This is a genomic window from Rhizobium sp. CB2179 (genome assembly GCF_057653455.1).
In genome coordinates, this window is sequence record NZ_JBYGKR010000003.1 from 492,956 (window position 1) to 516,031 (window position 23,076).

Below are 23,076 nucleotides of genomic sequence, written 5' to 3' on the forward strand. Positions count from 1 at the left end.
TCACGCTCCCTTCAGCCGCGGGTCAAGCACCACATAGCTGACGTCGACGATAAAATTGGCGATCAGCATGGTCGCGGTCATGATGAGGAGCTGGCCCTGAATGACGGGGTAATCGCGGGCGAGGATCGCCTGGTAGAGAATGTTGCCGAGGCCGGGGTAGTTATAGACGACCTCCGTCACCAGCGAGCCGCCGAGGATGGTGCCGATGGCGATGGCAAGGCTGGAGACGGTCGGCAGCAGGGCGTTGCGCGCAGCGTACCAGAGCATCACATGCCGGTCGGAAAGGCCCTTGGCGCGGGCCATGACGATATAATCCTCGCCGAGCAGGTTGATCATGTTGTTGCGCATGGTGACGGTGAAGCCGCCGATCAGCACGGTGCAGAGCGTCACCATCGGCAGGATGCCGTGATAGGCGAGGCTGCCGATATATTGCAGGCTGAAGGCCGGATCGAGCGATGGGTCGGCGGCATAACCGTTCGGAAACCAGCCGAGCGTGAAGCCGAAGATGAAGAGCACGATCAGCGAGGTGACGACGGCCGGCACCGAGGTGGCGAAGATCGCGCCGACGGAGACGATGACATCGAACGTGCTGCCGCGGCGCCAGGCGGCGACGATGCCGAGAAAGGTGCCGAGCGCGAAGCTGACGATCGTCGCCGTGCCCATCAGGCCGACGGTCCAGACGAGTGCATGGCCGAGCACCGAGGTGACCGGCAGCGGAAAATACTTGATCGAGCGGCCGAGATCGCCGGTGAAGATGCTGCCGAGATAGGTGAGGTATTGTTGCCAGAGCGGACCGTCGACGAAGCCGAAGGTAAGCTTCAGCGCCTGCAGGCTTTCCGGCGGCAATTCGGTGCCGGCGCTGGAAAACATGATCTGCACGGGATCGCCCGGCATCAGCCGCGGCAGGAAGAAATTGATTGTCGCTGCCGCGATGAAGGCTGCCATGTAGAAGACGAGGCGGCGAAGCAGGAAAGCCATGGGAACTCCGTCGTGACGGAAGCGGCGCTTTACGCCGCTCCCGAGGATTGCGATGCTTACTTCACCGGCTCGAGGGCCAGCAGGTTCAGCAGGCGTGCCGGATTGGTCCGCGAGATCGACGGATTGACGAAGGGGTTTTCCTTGGTCGACCAGCCGGTGAAGCGCTTGGTGTTGTACTGATACCAGTTCGGATTGTTGAACACCGGAATGACAGGCATGTTTTCGGCGACGATGCGTTGCGCCTTGTTCATCGCGTCCTTCTGCTTGGCAAGGTCGGCGGTATGGGTGAACTCGGTGACGAGTTTCTCGACCTCCGGGTTGAACCAGCGCTGCGCGGTGAAGCGGGTCTTGCCCTTATCCGAAGCACTGAAAGCGCGCTTGTAGGGGTAATAGGGCGAGGCCGATGCCGGCAGGCTGTTGATCGCCGCATCGAAGGTGCCGTTGATGAGGTTGCCGGTCCAGACTGCTTCCTCCGGCGTTTCGATCTTGGCGTCGATGCCGACCGCCTGCATGCCCTCGACCGCGAGGTTGACGGTGTCGATCCAGTCCGTCCAGGCGCTGGGGACGATGATCGAGAAGGAGATCTTGGTGCCGTCGGGATTGTCGCGGAAGCCGTCGCCGTCCTTGTCGTTGTAGCCCGCCTCGTCGAGCAAGGCCTTGGCAGCATCGGCATCATAGGTCGCGAACTTGCCGAAGTCGGCCTTGACGGACGGGTCCGCCCAGCTCTTGTAAAGCTCGCCCATCAGGCCGGGGTCTTCGTTCAGCGTCGGATAGCCGTAGCCTGCGACGTCGATCATCGTCTTGCGGTCGAGTGCCATCGAGACGGCACGGCGGAACTTCAGGTCGTTGAAGGCCTTCTTGTTGTTCTCGTTCGCCGTTTCCAGGTTGAACAGGAAGGCGACCATGCTGCTTGGCGAATACCAGTAGTGGAAATGCGCCGGATCCTTGGAAACATAGACATTGTCGATATCGGGAATGAAGGAGACGCCCCAGTCGAGCGTGCCGTCGGCCGTTGCCGTCAGCATCTGATTGTTGTCGGCAAGCTGCGGGAAGCGCATGCAATCGACCTTCAGGTGCTCGTTGTCCCAGTAATTCGGGTTGCGACACTGGTCGTAGGTCTGGCCGGTGAAGCGCGGCACTTCCGTCAGCGGGCCGCTGCCAACAGGGGTTTCGTTGGCGAAGGTGACGGGATCAGCGACATCCTTCCAGACATGTTCGGGAACGATCGGCAATTGCGAGATCTGCTCGGCCGCAAGCGAGCTCGGATTGGCGAGGGAGAAGCGCACCGTCTGGCCGTCGACGGCCTGCACATCGGTGATGAAGGTCCAGATGCTGACGAAGTCGAGCGCCGGAAATTTCTTCAGGTAATCACAGGTGAACTTGACGTCGGCTGCGGTCAGCGGCTTACCGTCCGACCATTTCAGGTTCGGGCGCAGCTTGAAATCGATGCTCTTCAGGTCGTCGGAGAGCTTGAAGCTTTCAGCCAGGCGATAGACCGGCTTGTTGCTGTCGAAGCGATTGAAGACGACCAGCGGCTCGTAGATGAAGTCGAGCGTGGACTGGCGCGACGAGGTCTGGTTGAACGGATTGAAGTTGCGGACCCAGGTCGTCGCCGGTTCGATATTCACTGTGAGGATCGTTTGCGCCATGGCAGATCCCGAAAGCAGCGTTAGTGCGGCGGCAAGAAGATATTTTTTCATGTCTTATTCCCCTTTTCTTATCCGGTGAGAGATGAGGTGCTGGTCAGGAGACCAACGCGCTTGCAAACATGTCTTCGACTTCCGCATGGGCGGCGCGGACATCGATCTTGAGATTGCCGAGGCGGGCCTTGCCGGCGGCGATGCGCTTGAGGGCGGCTTCCGTCAGCGGGCGGGCGGCCTTGGCGGCGGCTTCGCTTTCCGGAATGTCGCCGTGGCTGTGGAGCGCGATGTCGTAACCTGCGTCGAGCACCTGTTTGACGCGTTCCGGCAGGGTGCCGGAGAGCGACTGCATGAAGATGCAGTCGGAAATCAGCACGCCCTCATAGCCCATGTCGTTGCGGATCACGTCGTGCATAACAGGCGAGACGGACGCCGGCAGCTCCGCGTCATAGGCCGAGTAGACGACATGGGCGACCATGGCCCAGGGCGTATCCTTCAGCGCCACGAATGGCTTGAAATCGGTGGCGGTGAGCGTCTCGCGGCTGGCGTCGACGACCGGACGCTCCTTGTGGGAATCGAGCGTTGCGCGGCCATGGCCGGGAATATGTTTGATGACAGGCATGTTGCCGGTCTCGAGCAGGCCATCGACCACCTCGCGGCCGAGGGCAGCGATGAAGTCAGGATCGGGGCCGAAAGAGCGGGCGCCGATGACCGCACTCGTCGTCTCGAAGACGAGGTCGAGAACGGGCGAGCAGCCGCTGGAAAGGCCGAGTTCCGTCATCATCGCGCCCATGGCCTGGGAGGAAAGGCGCAGTGCTTTTTTGCCGAGATCGAAATCGCGGCGCGCAAGTTCGGCAAACTGGCCGAAACTGCGGAAGAGCGGCCAGGGGCCGGCATCGAGATGCTGAACGCGGCCGCCTTCCTGGTCGGTGAAGACAGGCGCGTCGTCGCGGCCGACGGCTTCGCGGAAGCGGTCGATCAGGCGCCTCGTCTGCTCCGGCTCGCGCTGATTGCGCCGGCCGACGAAGAGGCCGAGCGGATTGGTTTCGCGAAAGAGGGCGAATTCATCATCCGAAATAGTGGGATTCGGAAGGCCGACGAAAAGGGCGAGCGGGGTCGAGGACAATTCTGTAACTCCGGGATCAGATGGTCATTTCGGCGTGCTTCTCAGCATGCCTTCGTAGATGCCCTTGTCGGGGGCGGGGATGATGGTTGCACCTGCGTTCCTGGCGTAGAAATCGACCGGGCCGGCATCGCCGATGAAGGCATAGGCGTGGCCGAGCGTCTTCATGGTCTGAAGGCAGGCGGAAAAGAGGGCGAGCCCGATGCCCTTGCCGCGGGCGTCGGGATCGACGCCGGTCGGGCCGAAGAAGCCGCGCGCCGTCGTGTCATAGCAGGCAAAGCCCAGGAGCTTGCCGTTTTCGACTGATATCAGGCAGGCAACGGGCTGGCGGGAGAAGGCGACCGCGACTTCGCTTGCCCAGTTCTCGCTGAACCGTTCGCGAACCCAGCTGACGATAAGATGCAGTTCCGGGGGGAGGGCCGGACGGATGGAGACGCCGACATCGCCGGCTTTGCGCTTCAGGTCGGCGAGCTGAGTGGAATATAGGCTCACAAGCAGGTCTGGCACCCGTCACTCCTCCAGTTATTCCGTTATTGCGGAACATATCCCCTTTTAGTGTCATAGACTTGGCTATCTGGCCGGGCTTGTCAACAAGGTTTTTCAAACGGCCAAAGGCGCGACCCGCCGCCGCCCTCCGCGGTTTCGACGCAAAGTAGGTGCCGGACACAAAAACGGCCCGGGAAGGCCGGGCCGTTGTCGATTGGCGGAATATTGGTGGAACGAGCGCCTATTCGCCGTCTTCCCAAAGCGCATGAAAATGCTGCACCGGGCCGTGGCCGGAGCCGACGGTGAGGTGTCCTGATGCCGCGACCGCGCCGGCGAGATACTCCTTGGCGATGGCGACGGCCTCTTGCGCCGAGGCGCCCACGAGCTCGGCCGCCAGGGCGCTGGAGAGCGTACAGCCGGTGCCATGGGTGTTCTTGGTCGGCACGCGCCTGGCTTCGAACCAGTGCAGGCCGGCGGCCGTGGCAAGCACGTCAGGGCTCTCGTCGCTGTCGAGATGGCCGCCCTTGACCAGCACCGCGGCCGGTCCAAGCGCCCGCAAGCGCTCGGCCTGCGCCGCCATCTCCGCCCGGTTTGTCGCTACCGGCTGGTGCAGTAGGGCGGCGGCTTCGGGCAGGTTCGGGGTCAGCAGCGTGGCAAGCGGCAGCAGCCGGCGGGTCAGTACGTCGACCGCTTCGGGCGCGAGCAGAGCGGCTCCACCCTTGGCGATCATGACCGGGTCGATGACGATTGGAATGTCGCGGTGGTCAGTCAGCGCACCGGCAACGGCTTCGGCGATGCCAGCATTGGCGATCATGCCGATCTTGACGGCGTCGACGCGGACATCGGCAAAGACGGCATTGATCTGGTCGGCGACGAATTGCGGCGGCACCAGGTGCACGCCGCTGACGCCTTGCGTGTTCTGCGCCGTCAGCGCGGTCAGCACCGCCATGCCGTAGACGCCGCGGGCGGAAAAAGCCTTGAGATCGGCCTGGATGCCGGCGCCGCCGGAGGGATCGGAGCCGGCGATCGAGAGAACGTTGCGGATCATGCGCGCACCTTTCGGATTTCTGCGGCGATGCGGCGCGTGGCCGCTTCGGGGTCGGGCGTGCCGCAGATGGCGGAAACGACGGCAAGCCCCTTGGCGCCGGCGGCGAACACTTGGGCGACATGATCCGCCTTGAGCCCGCCGATAGCGACGGACGGCACCGGCGAGGCCTTCACCAGCCTTGCAAGGCCGTCAAAGCCGATCGGCTGCTTGTGGTCGGCCTTGGTCGGCGTCGCAAACACTGGCCCGACGCCCGTGTAGTCGACGAGATCAGGGTCGACCGCGTTCGCAAGCGCCTCGCTCTCGACCGACAGGCCAAGGATCATGTCGGGGCCGATCATCGTCCGCGCTCTCATCGCATCCATGTCCTCCTGGCCGATATGCAACCCGTCGGCGCCGATGGCGATGGCCGCCTCGACATCGTCGTTGACGATGAGCAGGGCGCCGGTTCCATCCAATGCCTGTTTCAGGGCGCGGCCGGTCTCGATCATCCCGATGGTGCCGGCATGTTTGTCGCGCAGTTGCACCATGGTGGCGCCGCCGGCAATGGCAAGGCGCGCAGTTTCGACCATGCCGATCCCGGCGCAAAGATCGGGGTCGAGGACGAGATAGAGCGAAAGGTCGAAAGCCTTCATGCCGCTGATATCCTTGCCCTGGCGTCAAGCGTTTCGGCGTCGAGCGCGGCCAGCGCATCGAGGAAGCGCCAGGAGAAGGAGCCGGGCCCGGCCGCTCCAAGTGCGGCCTCCTCGCCGGCGATGGCGAAGGTCGCAAGTGCCGCGATCGTCGCGCCGAAGATATCCTCAGGTGCCGTCGCGGCAAAGGCGCCGACGAGGCAGGTGAGCGAGCAGCCGAGTGCTGTGACTTGCGGCATCAAGGCCGATCCGCCTTCGATGCGCACGGCCCGCTCGCCGTCGGTGACGAAATCAACCGCGCCGGTAACGGCAACGACCGCCCGCTGCCGCTCAGCGAGCCATCGCGCCGAACCTTCCGCCTGTTCGACCGGGTCGCGGCTGTCGACGCCCTGGCCGCGGCTCTCTCCGCCGGCCAGCGCTATAATTTCGGAAGCGTTGCCGCGGATGATGGTCGGACGCAGCGCCAGGAGGTCGGCGACGGCGTTACGGCGGAAAGCCGTCGCATAATGCGCGACCGGATCGAGCACCCAGGGTTTGCCGGCGGATGTCGCCGCCTTCGCCGCTGCCTGCATGCCGTCGATCCATTGCGTCGACAGCGTGCCGATATTGATGGTCAGCGCACTGGCGATCCCGGCGAACTCGCCGGCTTCTTCAGCGGCGTGCACCATGGCGGGCGAGGCGCCTGATGCAAGCAGAACATTTGCGGCAATGTTCATGGCGACGTAATTGGTGATGCACTGAACGAGCGGCGGCTTCTCGCGCATCGCCTTCAGCATCGCTCCGGGTGTGGTCTTGGTCTGCATATGGCCCCTTTCAGGCGGGGGCGGGCACGGGGCGGTTCGTGCGGGCTAAGCCGCGACCCCGAGCGACTCCCTCCGCCGGCATTATCCGGTTCAGGTTCGAAGGGTGCTTCTCAGCCCGTCTGTCGACGGGCGCCCCTGTCTCTCATCGCGCTCTTTTTCGCAGAGAACGGGGCTGATGTCACCCCGAAAATGACAATCCTGCGACCGACGCAGCGGCGTGTCTCTCTTACGAAAGGGGTCAGCCGACGAGATGCCGGCGGATCGGCTGCTGCAGCACGAGCTTCGACAGCAAAGCGCTCCTCGTCGATACTCTAGTCATGTCTCAAGCCCTCAATCACGCATGCGCTTCCCTACCGCGATAGACCTCGGGATCGGGGATCGGAACTGCGGCGATCAGTGCGCGGGTGTAGTCATCTCTCGGGTTCTCGAAGATATCCCGTCGTGTGCCGGTTTCGATGATGTGGCCGGCGCGCATGACGGCGACGTTGTGCGACAGGCGCTCGACCACCGCCATGTCGTGGGAGATGAAGAGATAGGCGAGCCCCATCGTCTCCTGCAGTTCGAGCAGCAGGTCGAGCACGCGGGCGCGAACGGAGACGTCAAGCGCTGCGACGCTCTCGTCGGCGACGATCAGCTTCGGCTCCAGTGCCAGGGCCCGGGCAATGCAGATGCGCTGGCGCTGGCCGCCTGAGAACTCGTGCGGATAGCGCGTCGCCGCATCGGGTGTCAGGCCGACCCGCCGCAGCAGTTCGGCGACGCGGTCCTGCCGATCGCTGTGGTTGCCGATACCGTGGATGAGCATCGGTTCGCCGATCGCCTTGCCGACGGCCATGCGCGGGTCGAGCGAGGCATAGGGATCCTGGAAGATCATCTGCGCCGAGCGGCGCACGGGCCGCATCTCGCGCTGGCTGAGGCCGGCGATATTGCGGCCGTCGATCAGGACGTTGCCCTGGAAGGGGATGAGACCGAGCACGGCCTTGCCGGTCGTCGATTTGCCGGAGCCGCTTTCGCCGACGAGACCGAGCGTTTCACCCGGCAGGATATCGAAGGAGACGCCATCGACGGCTGCGACCGGCGGCTTGCCCTTGAAAAACCGGCTTGCGGCATTGCCATAGGTGACGGTGAGGTCGCGCACGTTCAGCACCGGCGTGCGGTCCGGATGCAGTGTCTCGACGGCGCGCTGGGTGATGCGCGGCGGACGGTCGGTGCCGGCAAGCGCGCCGAGCCGCGGGACGGCGGCCAGCAATTGCTGCGTATAAGCCTCCTTCGGCCGCTGGAAGATGGCGAGCGCCGTTCCCTGCTCGACGATCCTGCCGTTCTGCATGATGACGACGCGGTCGGCCATTTCGGCGACGACGCCCATGTCGTGAGTGATGAGGATGATCGAGGCGCCGAATTCGCGCTTCAACTGACGCATCAGCTTGAGGATTTGCGCCTGCACGGTGACGTCGAGCGCCGTCGTCGGCTCGTCGGCGATCAGCACCTTCGGCCGGCAGGAGAGCGCCATGGCGATCATCACCCGCTGGCGCATGCCGCCGGAAAGCTCGTGCGGATATTGCTTCAGCCGCCGGGCCGGCTCGGTGATCTGCACGGCATCGAGCATCTTCAGCGCCACCGCCTCGGCATTGTCGCTGCCCTGGTGCGCGCGGATTGCCTCGGTCAGCTGGTTGCCGACCGACATGACCGGGTTGAGCGAGGTCATCGGTTCCTGGAACACCATGGCGATATCGCCGCCACGGACGCTGCGCATCGCCCGGTCGGAAAGCGTGAGCAGGTCGCGCTCGCCAAGCAGCACGCTGCCGGAGGCGACCCGCAGCGAGGCTTTCGGCAAGAGCCCCATGATCGACAGCGAGGTGACCGACTTCCCGGAGCCGGATTCGCCGGCGATGCAGAGCGTTTCGCCGCTTGCAAGCGCGAAGCTGACATCCTGCAGCACCGGCTTGCGGCCTTCGGGTGTGCGGGCATCGACGCTCAGATTGCGAAGGCTGAGCACCGGTGCCGCGGCGGGCATGGCGTCGTTCACGCGAACACGATCCTCGGGAAGTAGAAGGAAACCACCCAGTTCGGCTGGTCGACGATCTCGCTGATGCGCAGATCGCCGCAGACCGAGCAGAGCAGATAGGCATCGATGGCGCTCATGCCATGTTCGGCGCCGAGAAGATCGATCATGCGCATGACGCTTTCGCGCGCCCCGGTCATCAGGTCAGGGCCGATGCCTGTCGTGACCTCGTAGCCGGCGCCGTCGAGATGGCGGGTGACCGGTTCGGTCGTAGTGAAGCGCGGTGTCTGGAGCTTGGCGTCCTTGACGAGCTCGATCGTCGCTTCGACGTTCATCTGGCTTTCGATCGCCGTGCCGCAGACTTCGCCATCGCCCTGGGCGGCATGGGTATCACCGATCGAAAACAGCGCGCCGTCGACCTCGACAGGCAGGTAGAGCGTCACCCCGGCCGTCAAGTCGCGGATGTCCATGTTGCCGCCGACGCGACGTGGGGGAACGACGGAGTGGGTGCCGGGCTCGGCAGGCGCGACGCCGATCGTGCCGGCGAAGGGCTTCAGCGGCACGCGACCGCCCGGGCCGTAAAGGGCGGGCACCATGCTGTTGGCGTCATAAGACCAGACGTGCAGCGCCGGATCCTTGAACTGGTCGGCAAGCAGGCCGAAGCCTGGAATATTGGCGGTCCAGCCGATGCCCGACGGAATGAACTTGCGTAGCGTCACCTTCAGCGCATCGCCGGGCTCTGCGCCTTCGATATAGACCGGGCCGGAGACCGGGTTGATCTTGCCGAAATCAAGCGCGTTCAGCGTTTCGAGCGTCGCGTCGCTTCCGAGCTGGCCACCCGATGAATCCATGCATTCGAAGTGGATCGTCTCGCCGGGCTTGGCGACGACGGCGGGGGTGAAATCCTTGTTCCAGCCGAAATTATGCTGGGCGCGGTGGATCGTGTGGGTGCAGGCGATGCACATGTCATGTCTCCCTCGAATTTATGACGCCTTCCCGGCCGGGACCGGGAAGGCTTTGTTTCTTCAGGGCTTACTGCTTGACGTAGATCGCGTCGTAATTGATGACGCGGGTCGGATCGATGTAGATGTTGTCAGCACCGCCCATGCGCAGCGACTTGGCGACGACGCGGCGTTCGTTGATGACGGGGATCCACGGCGCATCGGCCATGATGTCGGTGAAGATCTTGCCCCAGGCGGCGGTGCGCTCGGCTGCCTTTGCCGGATCGGACATCGAGTCGGCGGCAACGGCGCGCTTGTCGAGATCGGCGTTGCAGTACCATGACCAGTTCCAGCCGCCCGGAACCGCGCCGGCGCAGCCGAGGATCGGGCCGTAGAAGTTGGACGGGTCCGGGAAGTCGGCGATCCAGGCCATGCCGCCCGACCAGATCATCGGCGCTTCGCCTTCCGTGCCGCCCGCCGAGATGACGTTTGCCTGGGCCAGCGCCCGGACTTCGGCCTTGACACCGACGGCGGCCAGATCCTGCTGGATCGCCTGGGCGATGCGCGGCTGCGGGTCGGTATTGGTGGAGTAGAGCACGGTCTCGAAGCCGTCGGGATAGCCGGCTTCGGCAAGCAGCGCCTTGGCTTTCGCCACGTCATAGGCATAGCCGGTGAAGGCCTTGTCGTAGCCCGGCATCAGCGGCGGCAGCGGCTGGTTGGCCGGCGTTGCGCGGCCGTTGAGGATGCGGGTGATGCGATCCTTGTTGATCACCATGTTCAACGCCTGGCGAACCTTGACATTGTCGAAGGGCTTTACCTTGGTGTTCAGCGTGATGTAGCCGGTGTGCAGCTGTTCGCCGTCGACGATCATCTGCGCGCCGTCTGCCGAATTCTTGATTTCGAGGAACTTTGCCGGCGGAATGCCGTCGCCGGCAATATCGACCTCGCCCTTCTGCAGGCGCAAGAGCGCCACCAGCGGCTCCTGGCCGACCTCGACCTTGAAGCTGTCGATATAGGGAACGCCCTTGACGAAATAATCCTTGTTGCGCTCGAAAACGAGCTGCTGGCCGATCGTCCAGTCCTTCAGGATGAAGGTGCCGGAGCCGACCGGCTTCTTGCCGAAGTCGCCGGCGGCGGCCTCGACGGCTTCCTTCGGCACGACCGAGGCGAAGTTGATCGCAAGCACGTGCAGGAAGGTGGCGTCGGGGCGCGAGAGGTTGAAGATGACGGTGCTGTCATCGGGCGTCTCGATGCCGGAGAGCGTCGTCGTCTTGCCGGCGGTTTCATCCTCGAAGCCCTTGATCGCGCCGAAGAAGCCGGCGCCGGGGCCTTGAGTCTTCGGGTCGACGGCGCGTTCGATCGAATATTTCACGTCGGAGGCGACGAGTTCGCGGCCGTTCGAGAACTTCACGCCCTTGTGCAGCTTGAAGGTATAGGTCATGCCGTCGGGCGAAACGGTGAAGCTTTCGGCAAGCGAGGGAACCGGGTTCGGCGTGCCGGGCGTATAGTCCATCAGGCGGGAATAGAGGCTCTTGATCATCGACCAGTTGACCCAGTCGTAGCCGATCGCCGGGTCGAGCGTGGTGATGTCGTCCTTGTAGGTGACGACGATATCGCCGCCCTGCTTGGGCGTTTCATCAGCCATGACGGACAATGGAGCGAGCGCCACCATCGTTGCCATGGTCGTCTGTTGCAGCCAGCGTTTGAACATCTTGGTTCCCCTTCTTTGGTTGCTGTCAGCGTGTGCGGATGCGCGGATCGATGACCGGCGCGACGAGATCGGCAAGCAGGTTGCCGATGATGATGGCAAGTGCCGAGGTCAGCGTGACGCCCATGATGATCGGGATGTCGACTTGCTGGATCGCCTGCCAGGCGAGCTGGCCGATGCCGGGCCAGCCATAGACCGCCTCGACCACGACCACGCCGCCCATGAACTGACCGATATCGATGCCGATCATGGCGATGATGGGCAGTACGGCGTTGGGCAATGCGTGGCGCAGGATGACTCGCTTCGAGGAAAGGCCCTTGGCGCGCGCCGTGCGGACATAATCCTGGTTTAGCACGTCGATCATCGACGAGCGGACCATGCGGGCGTACCAGCCGGCGCCGCAGATGCCGAGTGTTACGGCAGGCAGGACGAGATGCGAGAAGCTGCCATAGCCACTCATCGGAAACCAGCCGAGCGTTGCCGCCAGCAGGTAGAGCAGCAGAAGCGCGACGAGGAACTGCGGCGCCGAGGTGCCGACAAAGGAGGCCATCATCACCAGTCGGTCGATGAAGCCGCCGCGGCGCACGGCGGCGATGGTGCCGAGCGTCAGGCCGAGCACCACCTCGACGAAGATGCCGGCAAGCATCAGCGTCAGTGTTGCCGGCAGGCGCGCGGCGATCAGCGTCCAGACATCGGTCTTCTGCGCATAGGAGCGGCCGAGATTGCCGTGCAGCAGATTGCCGAGATAGGTGCCGAACTGGACCAGCAGCGGCTGGTCGAGGCCGAGCTCATGGCGGATGTTGGCGACCGTCTGGGCCGTGGCGCTGCGGCCGGCGATCATGCGGGCCGGGTCGGCCGGAAGGGCGTAGAGCAGCACGAAGGTGATCGCCGCGACACCGAGCAGGATCAGAGCCGCCTGCGCCAGCCGGCGGAGCATCACGAAACCCATCAGCCCCTCCCGCGCTGGGTCGGGTCGAGAATGTCGCGCAGCGCGTCGCCCACCAGATTGAAGGAAAGTGCCGTCAGAAGGATGATCGCGCCGGGAATGAAGACCAGCCAGGGGGCGGCCTGAAAATAGCTTTGGCTCTCGAAGATGATGTTGCCCCAGGAGGGCTGCGGTGGCTGGACGCCGACGCCGAGGAAGGAGAGTGTGGCCTCGAGCAGCACCGTCGTGGCGATGCCGAGCGTCCCCCAGACGATTGCCGTCGGCATGAGGTGCGGCAGGATATGCATGAAGAGCACACGCATGTGGCCGGCGCCGAGCGAGCGTTCGGCCATGATGAAATCGCGCTCCACCAGGCCGCGAGTCTCGGTATAGACGATGCGGGCGACCTGCACCCAGTTGACCAGCGCGATCACCATGGCGACGATCCAGAGACTCGGCTTCAGCAATGCGGCGAGCACGATGGCGAGCAGCAGCGCCGGAAAGGCCATCATCAGATCGGTGAAGCGCATCAGGATGTTGCCCAGCAGCCCGCGGAGATAACCGGCAACGATGCCGACGAGGAGGCCAATCGCCACCGCGATGCCGTTGGCGACAAGGCCGATGATCAGCGAGGTGCGGGCGCCAAAGAGCAGGCGGGAGAAGAGGTCGCGGCCGAGCGTGTCGGTGCCCAGCAGATAGGGCCCGCCCGGCGGTAGCGGCGCGCCTTCGAGCGAGAGGCCGTCAAACATCTGCTCGTCGGGGCTGAACGGCGCGATCCACGGCGCTGCGATGGCGAGCGCGATGACGAGGGTGACGACGATCAGGCCGAAGAGAGCCGTCGGCTGGCGGATCATCTGTTTCAAGACATGCATCAGCCGGCCTCCGGCAGGGGTTCGGCACCCGCCAGGATGAAGGCTGATATCTGCTCCATCGGCAGGCGGCGGCGCATGGCGCAATTGCGCAGGATTGCGTAAGCGCTCTCCTCGTCGATGCCGTGTGCGGCCTGAAGCTTCTCGACGGCGGCGTGAACGAGCGGCCGCAGCCGGACGCGCTCTTCGAGATATTGCAGTTTTTCCGCCGTCGCCTTGCGTTCCTGATGAATGGAGACGGCCATGACAAGCGCCGGATAGACGGCCGATGTGGCGATCGGCTTGGCGATGATCGCGCCGGCACCCTGTCCGAGCGCCCAGGCGATGCGGCCGGGGGCTTCCGAACCAAGCAAGGCGACGACGGGGCAGGCAGGTGTTTCGCCGTTCCAGGGCAGCAGATCGTCCCAGCCCTGATCGGCATCGACGATGACGAGATCGGGCAGTGCCGCGGCCGAGAGCGGCGCCCATTGCAGCGTTGCATGGATGCCGAGCAGGCGAAGTTGGCGGATCAGCTTTTCGGTGTTGCCGTCCTCGCGGTGCAGGACCATCGCCTGCCAACCGGTGAAATTGGGTGTCTCTCTCATGACACCACCCTTAGCCGTGGCAAGGCCTGGCGGTTGCGGCCGGTCAGATAGGGGTCGGCGGCGAGCGGCGGCCGTGAGGCGACGACATCGAAGCCGTTGTCGGCGTTGATCCGGCCGAGATGGAAGGGCAGGGCGGCATGATTGGTCTCGCGGTCGATCGAAAGCGTGCCGAACGGGGTCGGCCAGGATCGATTGTAGAGCTCGCGCCGGACGGCGTCGGGCTCGTCACCTTCGGCAGCGACGATCGCGTCGACGCAGAGCCGGACGGCCGTATAGGCGCTGGCAAAGACGCTGGAGACACGCCGCTCGGCGCCGTGACGCTCAGTGACACGGGCCTTGAAGGCGGCATTTTCGGGAGTCGCGATACTGTCGAAATAGGAAGCGGCGCAAAGCTGGCCGGCAGCAGCGCCGGCGGCGATATCGTCGAGCTCGCATTCCATCAGGTCGCAGCTCACGACCGGGCAGTTTTCCGCGCGGAAGGCCGGGTCGCGATCACCGAGGGCCTTGATCGCCTCCAGGAAGGCGTAGCTCGAGGGGCCGATCAGATTGTTGAGGATGAAGCTCGGGCGGCGTTGTGCGATCTCGGCGACAATGCGCTCGACGGCGGTCTCCTCAAGCGGAAGATAGCGTTCGCCAAGTATTTCGCCGCCGGCATTGGTAATCAGTTCGCGGGCGAGCCGGTTCATCTCCCAGCCCCAGACATAGTTGGCGCCGACGAGATAAGGCCTTGCGCCGAAACGCGGGATCAGGTGCTCGAAAAGCGGCAGCAGATGCTGGTTCGGGCAGCCGCCGACATAGATGACGTTCTCGTTGGCCTCGAAACCTTCATAGGGGCACATGTACCAGAGCAGGCCGTCATGTTTCTCGACGAGCGGGATGACTTCCTTGCGTGCCGCAGAGGTGATCGTTCCGACGATATGGCGGCAGCCGGCGCGCAGAAGATGGCGCGCGCCATCGAGATAGGCGGCAAGATCGGCATGCGGATCGAAGAAGACGGGTTCGATCGCCAGCCCTTCGACGCCGCCATATTCGGCCATCGCGAAATCGGCGCCATCGCGCGCGTCGCGGCCCATCGAGCCGTAAGGCCCGGTGGTCGAATAGAGGATGCCGATTTTCAGCGCGTCATTCATGAGGTGACCACATCAAAAACCCCACGACGCTGGTCCCATCGAGCGATGAGGCGTCATGGGGCGAAACTGCCCAGAGACATCGGAGTCATGTCAATGCGGCAGGCCTTCTGCCTAATCCGCAGGCTTGAGTAAAATACAGGCAGCTTGTCTTTGTCAAGTGTGCTGCGCCGCACTCGCGGTCATTTGATCTTGTTCTCTCTGTAGAGCCGCAAAGAACGCTCTTCTAGCTCAAATCATGCAGATCCCTAGTAATCGCCGGCCCAATCGAGAATTCGGAGAAGCGGACTGCCAATCCGCTGCGCTCCGGCGTGCAGGCCGTGGGTCCGACCTCGTAGTGATCGGCAGCCGGGAAGGGGGCGAGCCGCAGCAGCGGCCAGAAACTGCCATCGCGCGAAGCCTGGATGCGCATCGCGCCATTGGCGACGGTGACGCGGATATAGAAATCCTCGAGTTCCTTGAAAAGCTGGGCCACGGACCAGTCGGACCTGCCATCGGTGACGACGGTGCTGAGGAAGGGTTCGCCGTCGGTGAACTCGACGCCCGTCTTCACCCAGCGTTTTTCGTCGATGCGCACCATCAGGCCTGCCTGGTCGTAGAGCGTGCGGAATTCGCCCTGAACGCGGATTTGCGCAGTGAAGCCGTCGGCCGTGGGAAAGGCGAGGAAATGGCCGCTGTCGCGGGTGAAGCCGTAATGGGTCTCCCGCCAGAAATCGGTTTTTTCGTCGGTCGTCAGGGTGAGGCCGGCGTCGGTCGCCTGCCATTGAGCCGGCTCGTTCAGCCATTTGCCGTCGTTGAAATCGATGCTCATCCTGTTCTCCCGTTCCGTTGAAAGTCTCACCGCAGGGCGATTGGCTCATCTTGGCATAATGCCCGGTCTTGTTGCAGGCTGGCGCAGCCGAAGATTGTGTGTTTTTCCGGCGTCCCGATATCCGCCGAGGGCATAATCCGTCGCTCGTGCTTGACAGGATCGATCCATCTCCTATTCTGTTACAAAAAGATGAGTTACATAATTGTGGAACTAAACGGGAGACCTCACATGAAAACACTGGTCGCATTCCTTCTTGGCACTGCGCTCGTCGCCCTGCCTTCGACACTTCTTGCCCAGGAAAAAGGCGGCGTCATCAATGTCGCGACGATCGGCGAGCCGCCGACGCTCGATCCGATGTCGTCGACGGCCGATCTGGTCGGCATCGTCACGCAGCACATTTTCGAAACGCTCTACACCTTCGACAAGAGCTGGAACGTTACGCCGCTTCTCGCCGAAAGCCTGCCAGAGATCAGCGCCGACGGCAAAACCTATACGATCAAGCTCAGGACCGGCATCAAGTTCCACGACAATACCGATATGACCTCGGAAGATGTCGTCGCCTCGCTTGGCCGCTGGATGAAGATCGCCTCGCGCGGCAAGCAGGTGGCCGGCTTCATCGATAAGGTCACCGCCGTCGATCCCTCAACCGTCACGATCACGCTGAAGCAGCCCTATGCGCCGCTGACCTCGCTGCTCGCCTTCAACAATTCGGCCGCCATCATCATCCCATCCGAGAAGCAGGACGAGCCGATGAAGGACTTCATCGGCACCGGTCCCTACATGCTGAAGGAGCGCAAGGCCGACCAGTATATCCAGCTTGTCCGCTTCGATGGCTACAAGTCACGTGAAGGCGACAGCGATGGCTATGGCGGCGCCCGCCACCAGTATCTCGATGAGATCCGCTTCGTGCCGGTGCCGGATCCGAACACCCGCGTCGAGGCTGCCGTTTCCGGCCAGTACGACTACGTCGACTCGATCCCGGTCGAATCCTACGACAAGCTGAAGGCCTCCACCGCCTCGCAGCCGATCATCCTGAAGCCCTTCGGTTATCCCGTCTTCGTCTTCAATACGAAGGAAGGTATTGCTGGGAATGTCGAGGTCCGCAAGGCGATCCGCCAGGCGCTCAGCATGGAAGACATGCTGGCCGCGGCTTTCGGCAGCACGGATTTCTACGCGCTCGACGGCGCCATCTATCCAAAGACCTTTGCCTGGTCGACGGATGCCGGCGTCGAGGGCGCCTATAACGCCGCCGATCCGGAAGGGGCTGCCGCCGCCGCCAAGAAGGCCGGCTACAACGGCGAACCGATCCGTATCCTGACCAGCCGCCAGTATGAGTTCCACTATAAGATGGCGCAGGTCGCCGCCGAATATCTGAAGCTTGCCGGCTTCACCGTCGATATGCAGGTTGTGGACTGGGCGACGCTGACGCAGCGCCGCACCGATCCGAAGCTCTGGGATATCTACATCACCCATAGCCCCTTCCTGCCGGAGCCTGCCCTGATCGGCTCGCTCTCGACCAGCTCGCCGGGCTGGTGGGATACGCCGGCCCGCAAGGCTGCCGTCGATGCCTTCACCTCGGAAGTCGATCCGAAGAAGCGCGTGGCGCTCTGGGCCGATGTTCAGAAGGCGATCTATGCCGACGCACCCTTCATGAAGATCGGCGACTTCAACGCCGTTTCGGCGGAATCGACCAAGCTCGAAGGCGTCGATCCGGCTCCGTGGCCGTATTTCTGGAATGCTTCGATCAAGAAGTAAGCATCGCCACCGATACCGGCTATCCCTGGTCGGTATCGGTCTTCTTTTTCGTAGCATCTGCAAGGGTTTGCCAGGTATTCATGATACGCTACATCCTCCAGCGCCTGTTCGGCATGATCGTCGTGATGTTTCTCGTCGTCACGATCGTCTTCGTCATCGTGCGCGTGACCCCGGGAGATCCGGCCGCCGTCATGCTCGGGCCGGATGCGACGCCGCAGGATATTGCCGACCTCAGGGCTCGCCTCGGCCTCGATCAGTCGCTAGGCCTGCAATATGTCTATTATATCGGCCAGATGCTGAGAGGTGATCTCGGCCAGTCGATCTTCCTCAACATGCCGGTCACCTCGGCCTTGCTCGACCGGGCCGAGCCGACCTTCTTCCTGACTTTGTTTTCGCTCGCAATCGCCAGCATCATCGCCCTGCCGATCGGCATTTATGCCGCTTATCGGCGCGGCTCCTTCATCGACCAGGCGGCAACGACGCTCGCGATGTTTGCCGCCAGCATTCCGAGCTTTTGGCTCGGCCTGATCCTGATGCAGTTCTTCGCCGTCAGGCTCAATCTCTTCCCGGTCTCGGGTTATGGCGGTCCGGGCTCGACCTTCTTCGAGCGCATGTATCATCTGACGCTGCCTGCCTTTGCGCTCGGCATCGTCTCCTCGGCGCTGATCCTGCGTTTCACCCGCGCGTCGATGCTCGATGTGCTCGGCGACGATTATATCCGTACCGCCCGCGCCAAGGGATTGATCGAGCGACGGGTGATCCTCAAGCACGCGCTGAAGAATGCGCTGATCCCGATCCTGACGGTGATCGGCCTGACGGCAGCGGTGCTGATTTCAGGCGCCGTCGTCACCGAGACCGTCTTCGGCCTGCCGGGTGTCGGCAATCTCGTCGTCTCCGCGGTTCTGCGCCGCGACTATCCCGTCATCCAGGGGGCGCTGCTCGTCATCGCCGCTCTCTACGTGCTGATCAATTTTGCGATCGACATGCTCTATCTGTTGATCGATCCGAGGGTGCGCTACTGATGGCCGATATCGCAATCAAGCCCGCCGAAGGCGAGGGCAGCAAATTCACCAGGCGCCTGCTGAAGCGCAAGACGGTCGCCTTGGGTCTGCTGATCCTGACGATCTTCGTGCTTCTGGCAGTCTTTGCACCTGTTGTCGCGCCCTATTCGCCGTCGAAACTTTCCATCGTCAACCGGCTGAAGCCGCCGAGCGGCATGTTCTTCTTCGGCACCGACGAGTTCGGCCGCGACGTCTTTTCGCGTACGATCTTCGCCGGCCGCTTGTCGCTGCTCGTCGGTGTTGCGGTCGTGACGCTCTCGGCTGTGATCGGCGTGACGCTCGGCCTGCTTGCCGGCTTCTTCCAGAAGCTCGATACGCCGATCGCCCGGCTGATCGACGCGATGATGGCGTTTCCGGATATTCTGCTGGCGATTGCGCTCGTTGCTGCCCTCGGTCCCTCGCTGACGACTGTTATCATCGCGCTGTCGATCGTCTATGCGCCGCGCCTTGCCCGCATCGTTCGCGCTTCGACGCTTGTCATTCGCGAACTGCCCTATGTCGAGGCGGCGAGGGCGCTCGGCATTTCGACCTTCCACATCATGACACGGCATGTGCTGCGCAATCTGCTGTCGCCGATCCTCGTGCAGGCGACGTTCCTATTCGCCAGCGCCATGCTTGCCGAAGCCGGCCTATCTTTCCTCGGCCTTGGCGTCAGCCCCGAAATCCCCACCTGGGGAACGATGATCGCCGCCGGCCGGCAGTATATCGGCCAGGCCGACTGGATGACGCTTTTTCCGGGTGTCGCCATCATCCTCTCCGTGCTGTCGCTGCAGATGGTCGGCGATGGCCTTAGGGACATGCTCGATCCAAGACTGCGCAAGGATCTTTAATCCGCCGACCAAGCGTCGGCCCAATCGAAATTCGCCAAATCGAAAATTGCATGACAGGAGTTTGCGTGAATCAGTTTCCCACCGCCGCCGGCAAGGTCGAGAACTCGCCTTACGAACGGCTTGCCGCCCTCGGCATTGCGCTGCCGCCGCCGCCGCCGCCGATCGCCAATTTCGTCACGCACGTAATCGAAGGCAATATGCTCTATCTCTCCGGCCAGGGACCGCGTGAGGCCGACGGTTTCATGCATGCCGGCAAGGTCGGCGGTGGAGTCAGTATCGACGAGGCCTACGGCCATGCGCGGCTGACGGGCATCAACCTGCTTGCCGTCATGCAGGATGCGCTTGGCGATCTCGCCCGGGTCAAGCGGGTGGTGAAATTGCTCGGCATGGTCAATGCCGTGCCTGAGTTCGAGGATCATCCGAGCGTCATTAACGGCTGCTCGGATCTGCTGATTGAAGTCTTCGGGCCGGCCGGCGAACATGCCCGCTCGGCCGTCGGCTTCGGCTCGCTGCCCGGCAACATCACCGTCGAGATCGAGGCAATCGTCGCCTTGCACGGCTGACGGGAACTCGACACACTTGATCGACCGCCCCATGTTTCGTTTTTCGACCCAGAATCCTGGAGATCTCCATGTCCACTGATATCCGCCCGTCGCTCGGCCTTCGCCCTGTCATCAATGTATCGGGCACCATGACCAGCCTCGGCGCCTCGATCGTCGTTCCAGAAGCGATCAGCGCGATGGCATCGATCCTGCCGCATTTCGTCGAGATCAACGACCTGCAGCGCAAGGCAAGCGGCGTCATCGGCCGGCTGACCGGCGGCGAGGCGGGCTTCGTCACCGCCTCCTGCTCGGCCGGCATTTCGCTGGCTGTTGCCGGCGCGATCACCGGCAACAATCTGCTGGCGATCGAGAGGTTGCCGGATGTCGTGCCGGAGAAGAACGAAGTGCTGGTGCAGATGGGCCATGTGGTCAGCTACGGCGCCCCGGTCGACCAGGCGATCCGGCTTGCCGGCGGCAAGGTCGTGCTTGTCGGGCAGGCGACCTCGACGCATCGCTTCCACATGGAAAACGCCATCACCGACAAGACCGCGGCTGCCGTCTATGTCGTCTCCCACCATGTCGTCGATTACGGCCTTTTGAACCTCAAGGAATTCGTCGAGATTGCCCATGCCAAGGGCGTGCCCGTCATCGTCGATGCCGCCTCGGAATATGATCTCAGGATTTTCCTGGAGCAGGGGGCCGATATCGCCCTTTACTCCGGCCACAAATTCCTCGGCGGTCCGACTTCGGGCATCGTTGCCGGCAGCAAGGAGCTGGTGCGTCATGCCTTCCTGCAGAACATGGGCATCGGCCGCGGCATGAAGGTCGGCAAGGAGAGCATCTTCGGCGTCATGGCAGCGCTAGAAGCCTGGGAAAATCGTGACCATGCCGGCATCCGGGAACGCGAGACCGGCTATCTCAACCTGTGGAAGCGCACGCTCGACGGCCGCCCTGGCCTTACCGCGCTGATCGAGCCCGATCCGACCCACAATCCGCTCGAGCGGCTGCGCCTGATCGTCGATCCCGAGCAAGCCCATATCACCGCCTGGGATCTGGCCGATGCGCTTGCCAAGGGCAGCCCGCCGATCATCGTGCGCGATCATGAGGTGGAGCACCGCTATTTTTATCTCGACCCCTGCAACCTGCACCCGGGCGAGGAGACGGTCGTCGCGGAGCGCCTGGCGCAGGAGCTCGACAAGGCGCGCGCGTCCAATGAGATCATCGCAACGCCCATCGAGAACCGTAGCAGGCACCGCTTCGACGGTGCGCTGCGCTGGCCGGATTGATCCGCCGCTTACCTGTCGCAAGAGGAACCACCATGGCCAGTGCCCAAACCCAACCGATCCCGGCGACGACCGACGTTCTTTCCGTCGAAGGTCTGACGACATCCTTCCTGGTGGACGGTGTCTGGAAACCGGTCGTGCGCGATGTGTCTTTCACGGTGGTGCCAGCCGAGACAGTGGCGATTGTCGGCGAATCCGGCTCGGGCAAGAGCGTCACCTCGCTCTCGATCATGCGGCTGCTGCAGGCGGACACGAGCCGTGTCGAGGGCCGCGTCATGCTCGGCGGACGCGACCTTCTGGCCTTGCCGGAAAATGCCATGCGGCAGGTTCGCGGCAACGAGGTGGCGATGATCTTCCAGGAGCCGATGACATCGCTCAATCCGCTCTTCACCATCGGCGACCAGATTTCCGAAGCGCTGCTCTGCCATTCCGACATGAGCAAAACCGATGCGAAGGCGGAGACGATCCGGCTCTTGGAAAAGGTCCGCATCCCCTCGGCCGCCTCGCGCTTCGGCGAATATCCGCACCGTTTTTCCGGCGGCATGCGCCAGCGGGTGATGATCGCCATGGCGCTCGCCAGCCGGCCGAAATTGCTGATCGCCGACGAGCCGACGACGGCGCTCGACGTCACCATCCAGGGCCAGATCCTCGATCTCATCAAGATGCTGCAGGACGAGGAGGGGACCTCCGTTCTGTTCATCACCCATGACATGGGTGTCGTCGCCGAGATCGCCGACAGGACGGTGGTGATGTATCGCGGCGAACAGGTGGAAAGCGGCGCCACCGCCGATATCTTCCACCGCGGCAAACATCCCTATACCAGAGCGCTACTATCCGCCGTGCCGGTGCTCGGCTCGATGCAGGGCAGGCAAAGGCCGCTGCGCTTTCCCGTGGTCAACACCGCAACGGGTGAATCCGACATTCCCGTCGAGGTCACCGATACGGTGGCAGCGACGCCGGTCCTGCAGGTGAAGAACCTCACCAAGCGTTTCGATATTCATTCCGGTCTGTTCGGCCGGCTGACCAGCCGGGTGCACGCAGTGGAAAACGTTTCCTTCGACCTTCATGCCGGCGAGACGCTGTCGCTCGTCGGCGAATCCGGCTGCGGCAAATCGACGACCGGCCGCGCCATCATGCGGCTCATTGAGCCGCAGGCCGGTTCCGTTCTCGTCGAGGGCAGGGAGGTGCTCGGCCTCGACAGGAAGGATCTGCGCGAGATGCGCAAATCCGTGCAGATGATCTTCCAGGATCCCTTTGCCAGCCTCAATCCGCGCATGACGGTCGGTGCTGCGATCGCCGAACCCTATCTCGAACACAGGATGGGCAATTCGAAACAGGCAAAAGACGTCGTCGCCGATCTGCTGGTGAAGGTCGGTCTGTCGGCGGATATGGCAGCGCGCTACCCGCATGAATTTTCCGGCGGCCAGCGCCAGCGCATCTGCATCGCGCGCGCGCTTGCCTTGCAGCCGAAGGTCATCGTCGCCGACGAAAGCGTCTCGGCGCTCGACGTCTCGATCAAGGCGCAAGTCATCAACCTGATGCTCGACCTGCAGCAGAGCCTCAACCTTGCCTTCCTGTTCGTCTCGCACGATATGGCGGTAGTCGAGCGCGTCAGCCACCGGGTGGCGGTGATGTATCTCGGCGAGATCGTCGAGATCGGCCCGCGGGCCGCGGTCTTCGAAAATCCGCAGCATCCCTATACGAAGAAACTCATTGCGGCAGTGCCCGTGCCGGATCCGGACCGTCGCCACGAAAAGCGGATGGTGGCGAATGACGAGATCAAGAGCCCGATGCGCCCGGTCGATTATCAGCCCGCGAGCACGTCTTATCGCGAAGTCGGGCCGGGCCATCTGGTCATGGCCGATCGGTAAGCCATAACGCAGCCCGTTTTTTCGTGACGCCTGAAGATCGCGCTGTAACATCCTGAATTGCTG

Annotated in this window: 21 protein-coding genes and 1 riboswitch; of the genes, 6 read left to right on the plus strand and 15 right to left on the minus strand. The window is 63.2% G+C overall.

What is annotated here, in order from left to right; genetic code table 11:
* From AC244Q_RS30795 to AC244Q_RS30865, 15 genes are all read right to left on the minus strand, one after another.
* The gene (locus tag AC244Q_RS30795) at positions 1-978 is read right to left on the minus strand and encodes an ABC transporter permease (protein WP_128407218.1); all 978 of its coding nucleotides are present in this window, start codon (positions 976-978) and stop codon (positions 1-3) included.
* Positions 979-1,034: 56 nt separating this feature from the next.
* Positions 1,035-2,678 (minus strand): ABC transporter substrate-binding protein, encoded by a 1,644-nt coding sequence (locus tag AC244Q_RS30800; RefSeq protein ID WP_128407219.1) that lies wholly within the window; start codon positions 2,676-2,678, stop codon positions 1,035-1,037.
* A 43-nt stretch (positions 2,679-2,721) separates the two neighbouring features.
* Positions 2,722-3,744, minus strand: coding sequence for a glycoside hydrolase family 3 N-terminal domain-containing protein (locus tag AC244Q_RS30805; RefSeq protein ID WP_128407220.1), 1,023 nt, complete (start codon positions 3,742-3,744; stop codon positions 2,722-2,724).
* Positions 3,745-3,768: 24 nt separating this feature from the next.
* Complete coding sequence (locus AC244Q_RS30810; RefSeq protein ID WP_128407221.1) at positions 3,769-4,248, minus strand: GNAT family N-acetyltransferase; 480 nt, start codon at positions 4,246-4,248, stop codon at positions 3,769-3,771.
* A gap of 220 nt (positions 4,249-4,468) precedes the next feature.
* Positions 4,469-5,275, minus strand: coding sequence for a bifunctional hydroxymethylpyrimidine kinase/phosphomethylpyrimidine kinase (gene thiD, locus AC244Q_RS30815; RefSeq protein ID WP_128407222.1), 807 nt, complete (start codon positions 5,273-5,275; stop codon positions 4,469-4,471).
* Positions 5,272-5,907 carry a thiamine phosphate synthase gene (gene thiE / locus AC244Q_RS30820; protein ID WP_128407223.1) on the minus strand — a complete coding sequence of 212 codons (636 nt, stop codon included), beginning with the start codon at positions 5,905-5,907 and terminating at the stop codon, positions 5,272-5,274. The genes thiD and thiE overlap by 4 nt, the downstream gene beginning before the upstream one ends.
* A complete protein-coding gene (gene thiM, locus AC244Q_RS30825) occupies positions 5,904-6,707 on the minus strand; it encodes a hydroxyethylthiazole kinase (RefSeq protein ID WP_128407224.1) in 804 nt (267 codons plus the stop codon). Before thiM ends, thiE begins: the two co-directional genes overlap by 4 nt.
* Positions 6,708-6,757: 50 nt before the next feature.
* A riboswitch (TPP riboswitch) is annotated at positions 6,758-6,854 on the minus strand.
* 187 nt (positions 6,855-7,041) lie between these two features.
* Entirely contained in the window at positions 7,042-8,730 is a 1,689-nt protein-coding gene (locus AC244Q_RS30830; RefSeq protein ID WP_128407225.1) for an ABC transporter ATP-binding protein, read from the minus strand.
* Complete coding sequence (locus tag AC244Q_RS30835; RefSeq protein ID WP_128407226.1) at positions 8,727-9,671, minus strand: acetamidase/formamidase family protein; 945 nt, start codon at positions 9,669-9,671, stop codon at positions 8,727-8,729. The genes AC244Q_RS30830 and AC244Q_RS30835 overlap by 4 nt, the downstream gene beginning before the upstream one ends.
* Positions 9,672-9,738: 67 nt before the next feature.
* A complete protein-coding gene (locus AC244Q_RS30840) occupies positions 9,739-11,358 on the minus strand; it encodes an ABC transporter substrate-binding protein (RefSeq protein ID WP_128407227.1) in 1,620 nt (539 codons plus the stop codon).
* Between the two features lie 25 nt (positions 11,359-11,383).
* The gene (locus AC244Q_RS30845) at positions 11,384-12,304 is read right to left on the minus strand and encodes an ABC transporter permease (protein ID WP_128407228.1); all 921 of its coding nucleotides are present in this window, start codon (positions 12,302-12,304) and stop codon (positions 11,384-11,386) included.
* The gene (locus AC244Q_RS30850; RefSeq protein WP_128407229.1) at positions 12,304-13,152 is read right to left on the minus strand and encodes an ABC transporter permease; all 849 of its coding nucleotides are present in this window, start codon (positions 13,150-13,152) and stop codon (positions 12,304-12,306) included. The genes AC244Q_RS30845 and AC244Q_RS30850 overlap by 1 nt, the downstream gene beginning before the upstream one ends.
* Positions 13,152-13,733 carry an ANTAR domain-containing response regulator gene (locus AC244Q_RS30855; protein WP_017996435.1) on the minus strand — a complete coding sequence of 194 codons (582 nt, stop codon included), beginning with the start codon at positions 13,731-13,733 and terminating at the stop codon, positions 13,152-13,154. Before AC244Q_RS30855 ends, AC244Q_RS30850 begins: the two co-directional genes overlap by 1 nt.
* Positions 13,730-14,863 carry a transporter substrate-binding protein gene (locus AC244Q_RS30860; RefSeq protein ID WP_128407230.1) on the minus strand — a complete coding sequence of 378 codons (1,134 nt, stop codon included), beginning with the start codon at positions 14,861-14,863 and terminating at the stop codon, positions 13,730-13,732. Before AC244Q_RS30860 ends, AC244Q_RS30855 begins: the two co-directional genes overlap by 4 nt.
* Before the next feature lie 223 nt (positions 14,864-15,086).
* Positions 15,087-15,671 (minus strand): DUF1349 domain-containing protein, encoded by a 585-nt coding sequence (locus tag AC244Q_RS30865; RefSeq protein WP_128407231.1) that lies wholly within the window; start codon positions 15,669-15,671, stop codon positions 15,087-15,089.
* Positions 15,672-15,899: 228 nt separating this feature from the next.
* Here AC244Q_RS30865 and AC244Q_RS30870 point away from each other — a divergent pair, with 228 nt between their 5' ends.
* The 6 genes from AC244Q_RS30870 to AC244Q_RS30895 all read left to right on the plus strand — a co-directional run bounded on the left by AC244Q_RS30870 (position 15,900) and on the right by AC244Q_RS30895 (position 23,013).
* Complete coding sequence (locus tag AC244Q_RS30870; protein ID WP_128407232.1) at positions 15,900-17,426, plus strand: ABC transporter substrate-binding protein; 1,527 nt, start codon at positions 15,900-15,902, stop codon at positions 17,424-17,426.
* An 80-nt stretch (positions 17,427-17,506) separates the two neighbouring features.
* Positions 17,507-18,448: an ABC transporter permease gene (locus AC244Q_RS30875; RefSeq protein ID WP_003547937.1), complete on the plus strand. Its 942-nt coding sequence runs from the start codon at positions 17,507-17,509 to the stop codon at positions 18,446-18,448.
* Positions 18,448-19,317, plus strand: coding sequence for an ABC transporter permease (locus AC244Q_RS30880; RefSeq protein ID WP_128407233.1), 870 nt, complete (start codon positions 18,448-18,450; stop codon positions 19,315-19,317). Before AC244Q_RS30875 ends, AC244Q_RS30880 begins: the two co-directional genes overlap by 1 nt.
* Before the next feature lie 50 nt (positions 19,318-19,367).
* Entirely contained in the window at positions 19,368-19,880 is a 513-nt protein-coding gene (locus AC244Q_RS30885; RefSeq protein ID WP_017996429.1) for a RidA family protein, read from the plus strand.
* Between the two features lie 68 nt (positions 19,881-19,948).
* Positions 19,949-21,145: an aminotransferase class V-fold PLP-dependent enzyme gene (locus AC244Q_RS30890; protein WP_113547723.1), complete on the plus strand. Its 1,197-nt coding sequence runs from the start codon at positions 19,949-19,951 to the stop codon at positions 21,143-21,145.
* Between the two features lie 32 nt (positions 21,146-21,177).
* Positions 21,178-23,013, plus strand: coding sequence for an ABC transporter ATP-binding protein (locus AC244Q_RS30895; protein WP_128407234.1), 1,836 nt, complete (start codon positions 21,178-21,180; stop codon positions 23,011-23,013).
* Positions 23,014-23,076: the final 63 nt, after the last annotated feature.

Coding starts and splice junctions, on each gene's coding strand:
- AC244Q_RS30795 (WP_128407218.1), bottom strand. CDS start 978: ATGGCTTTCCTGCTTCGCCGCCTCGTCTTCTACATGGCAGCCTTCATC.
- AC244Q_RS30800 (WP_128407219.1), bottom strand. CDS start 2,678: ATGAAAAAATATCTTCTTGCCGCCGCACTAACGCTGCTTTCGGGATCT.
- thiD (WP_128407222.1), bottom strand. CDS start 5,275: ATGATCCGCAACGTTCTCTCGATCGCCGGCTCCGATCCCTCCGGCGGC.
- thiE (WP_128407223.1), bottom strand. CDS start 5,907: ATGAAGGCTTTCGACCTTTCGCTCTATCTCGTCCTCGACCCCGATCTT.
- thiM (WP_128407224.1), bottom strand. CDS start 6,707: ATGCAGACCAAGACCACACCCGGAGCGATGCTGAAGGCGATGCGCGAG.
- AC244Q_RS30835 (WP_128407226.1), bottom strand. CDS start 9,671: ATGTGCATCGCCTGCACCCACACGATCCACCGCGCCCAGCATAATTTC.
- AC244Q_RS30840 (WP_128407227.1), bottom strand. CDS start 11,358: ATGTTCAAACGCTGGCTGCAACAGACGACCATGGCAACGATGGTGGCG.
- AC244Q_RS30845 (WP_128407228.1), bottom strand. CDS start 12,304: ATGGGTTTCGTGATGCTCCGCCGGCTGGCGCAGGCGGCTCTGATCCTG.
- AC244Q_RS30850 (WP_128407229.1), bottom strand. CDS start 13,152: ATGCATGTCTTGAAACAGATGATCCGCCAGCCGACGGCTCTCTTCGGC.
- AC244Q_RS30855 (WP_017996435.1), bottom strand. CDS start 13,733: ATGAGAGAGACACCCAATTTCACCGGTTGGCAGGCGATGGTCCTGCAC.
- AC244Q_RS30860 (WP_128407230.1), bottom strand. CDS start 14,863: ATGAATGACGCGCTGAAAATCGGCATCCTCTATTCGACCACCGGGCCT.
- AC244Q_RS30865 (WP_128407231.1), bottom strand. CDS start 15,671: ATGAGCATCGATTTCAACGACGGCAAATGGCTGAACGAGCCGGCTCAA.
- AC244Q_RS30870 (WP_128407232.1), top strand. CDS start 15,900: ATGAAAACACTGGTCGCATTCCTTCTTGGCACTGCGCTCGTCGCCCTG.
- AC244Q_RS30875 (WP_003547937.1), top strand. CDS start 17,507: ATGATACGCTACATCCTCCAGCGCCTGTTCGGCATGATCGTCGTGATG.
- AC244Q_RS30880 (WP_128407233.1), top strand. CDS start 18,448: ATGGCCGATATCGCAATCAAGCCCGCCGAAGGCGAGGGCAGCAAATTC.
- AC244Q_RS30885 (WP_017996429.1), top strand. CDS start 19,368: ATGACAGGAGTTTGCGTGAATCAGTTTCCCACCGCCGCCGGCAAGGTC.
- AC244Q_RS30890 (WP_113547723.1), top strand. CDS start 19,949: ATGTCCACTGATATCCGCCCGTCGCTCGGCCTTCGCCCTGTCATCAAT.
- AC244Q_RS30895 (WP_128407234.1), top strand. CDS start 21,178: ATGGCCAGTGCCCAAACCCAACCGATCCCGGCGACGACCGACGTTCTT.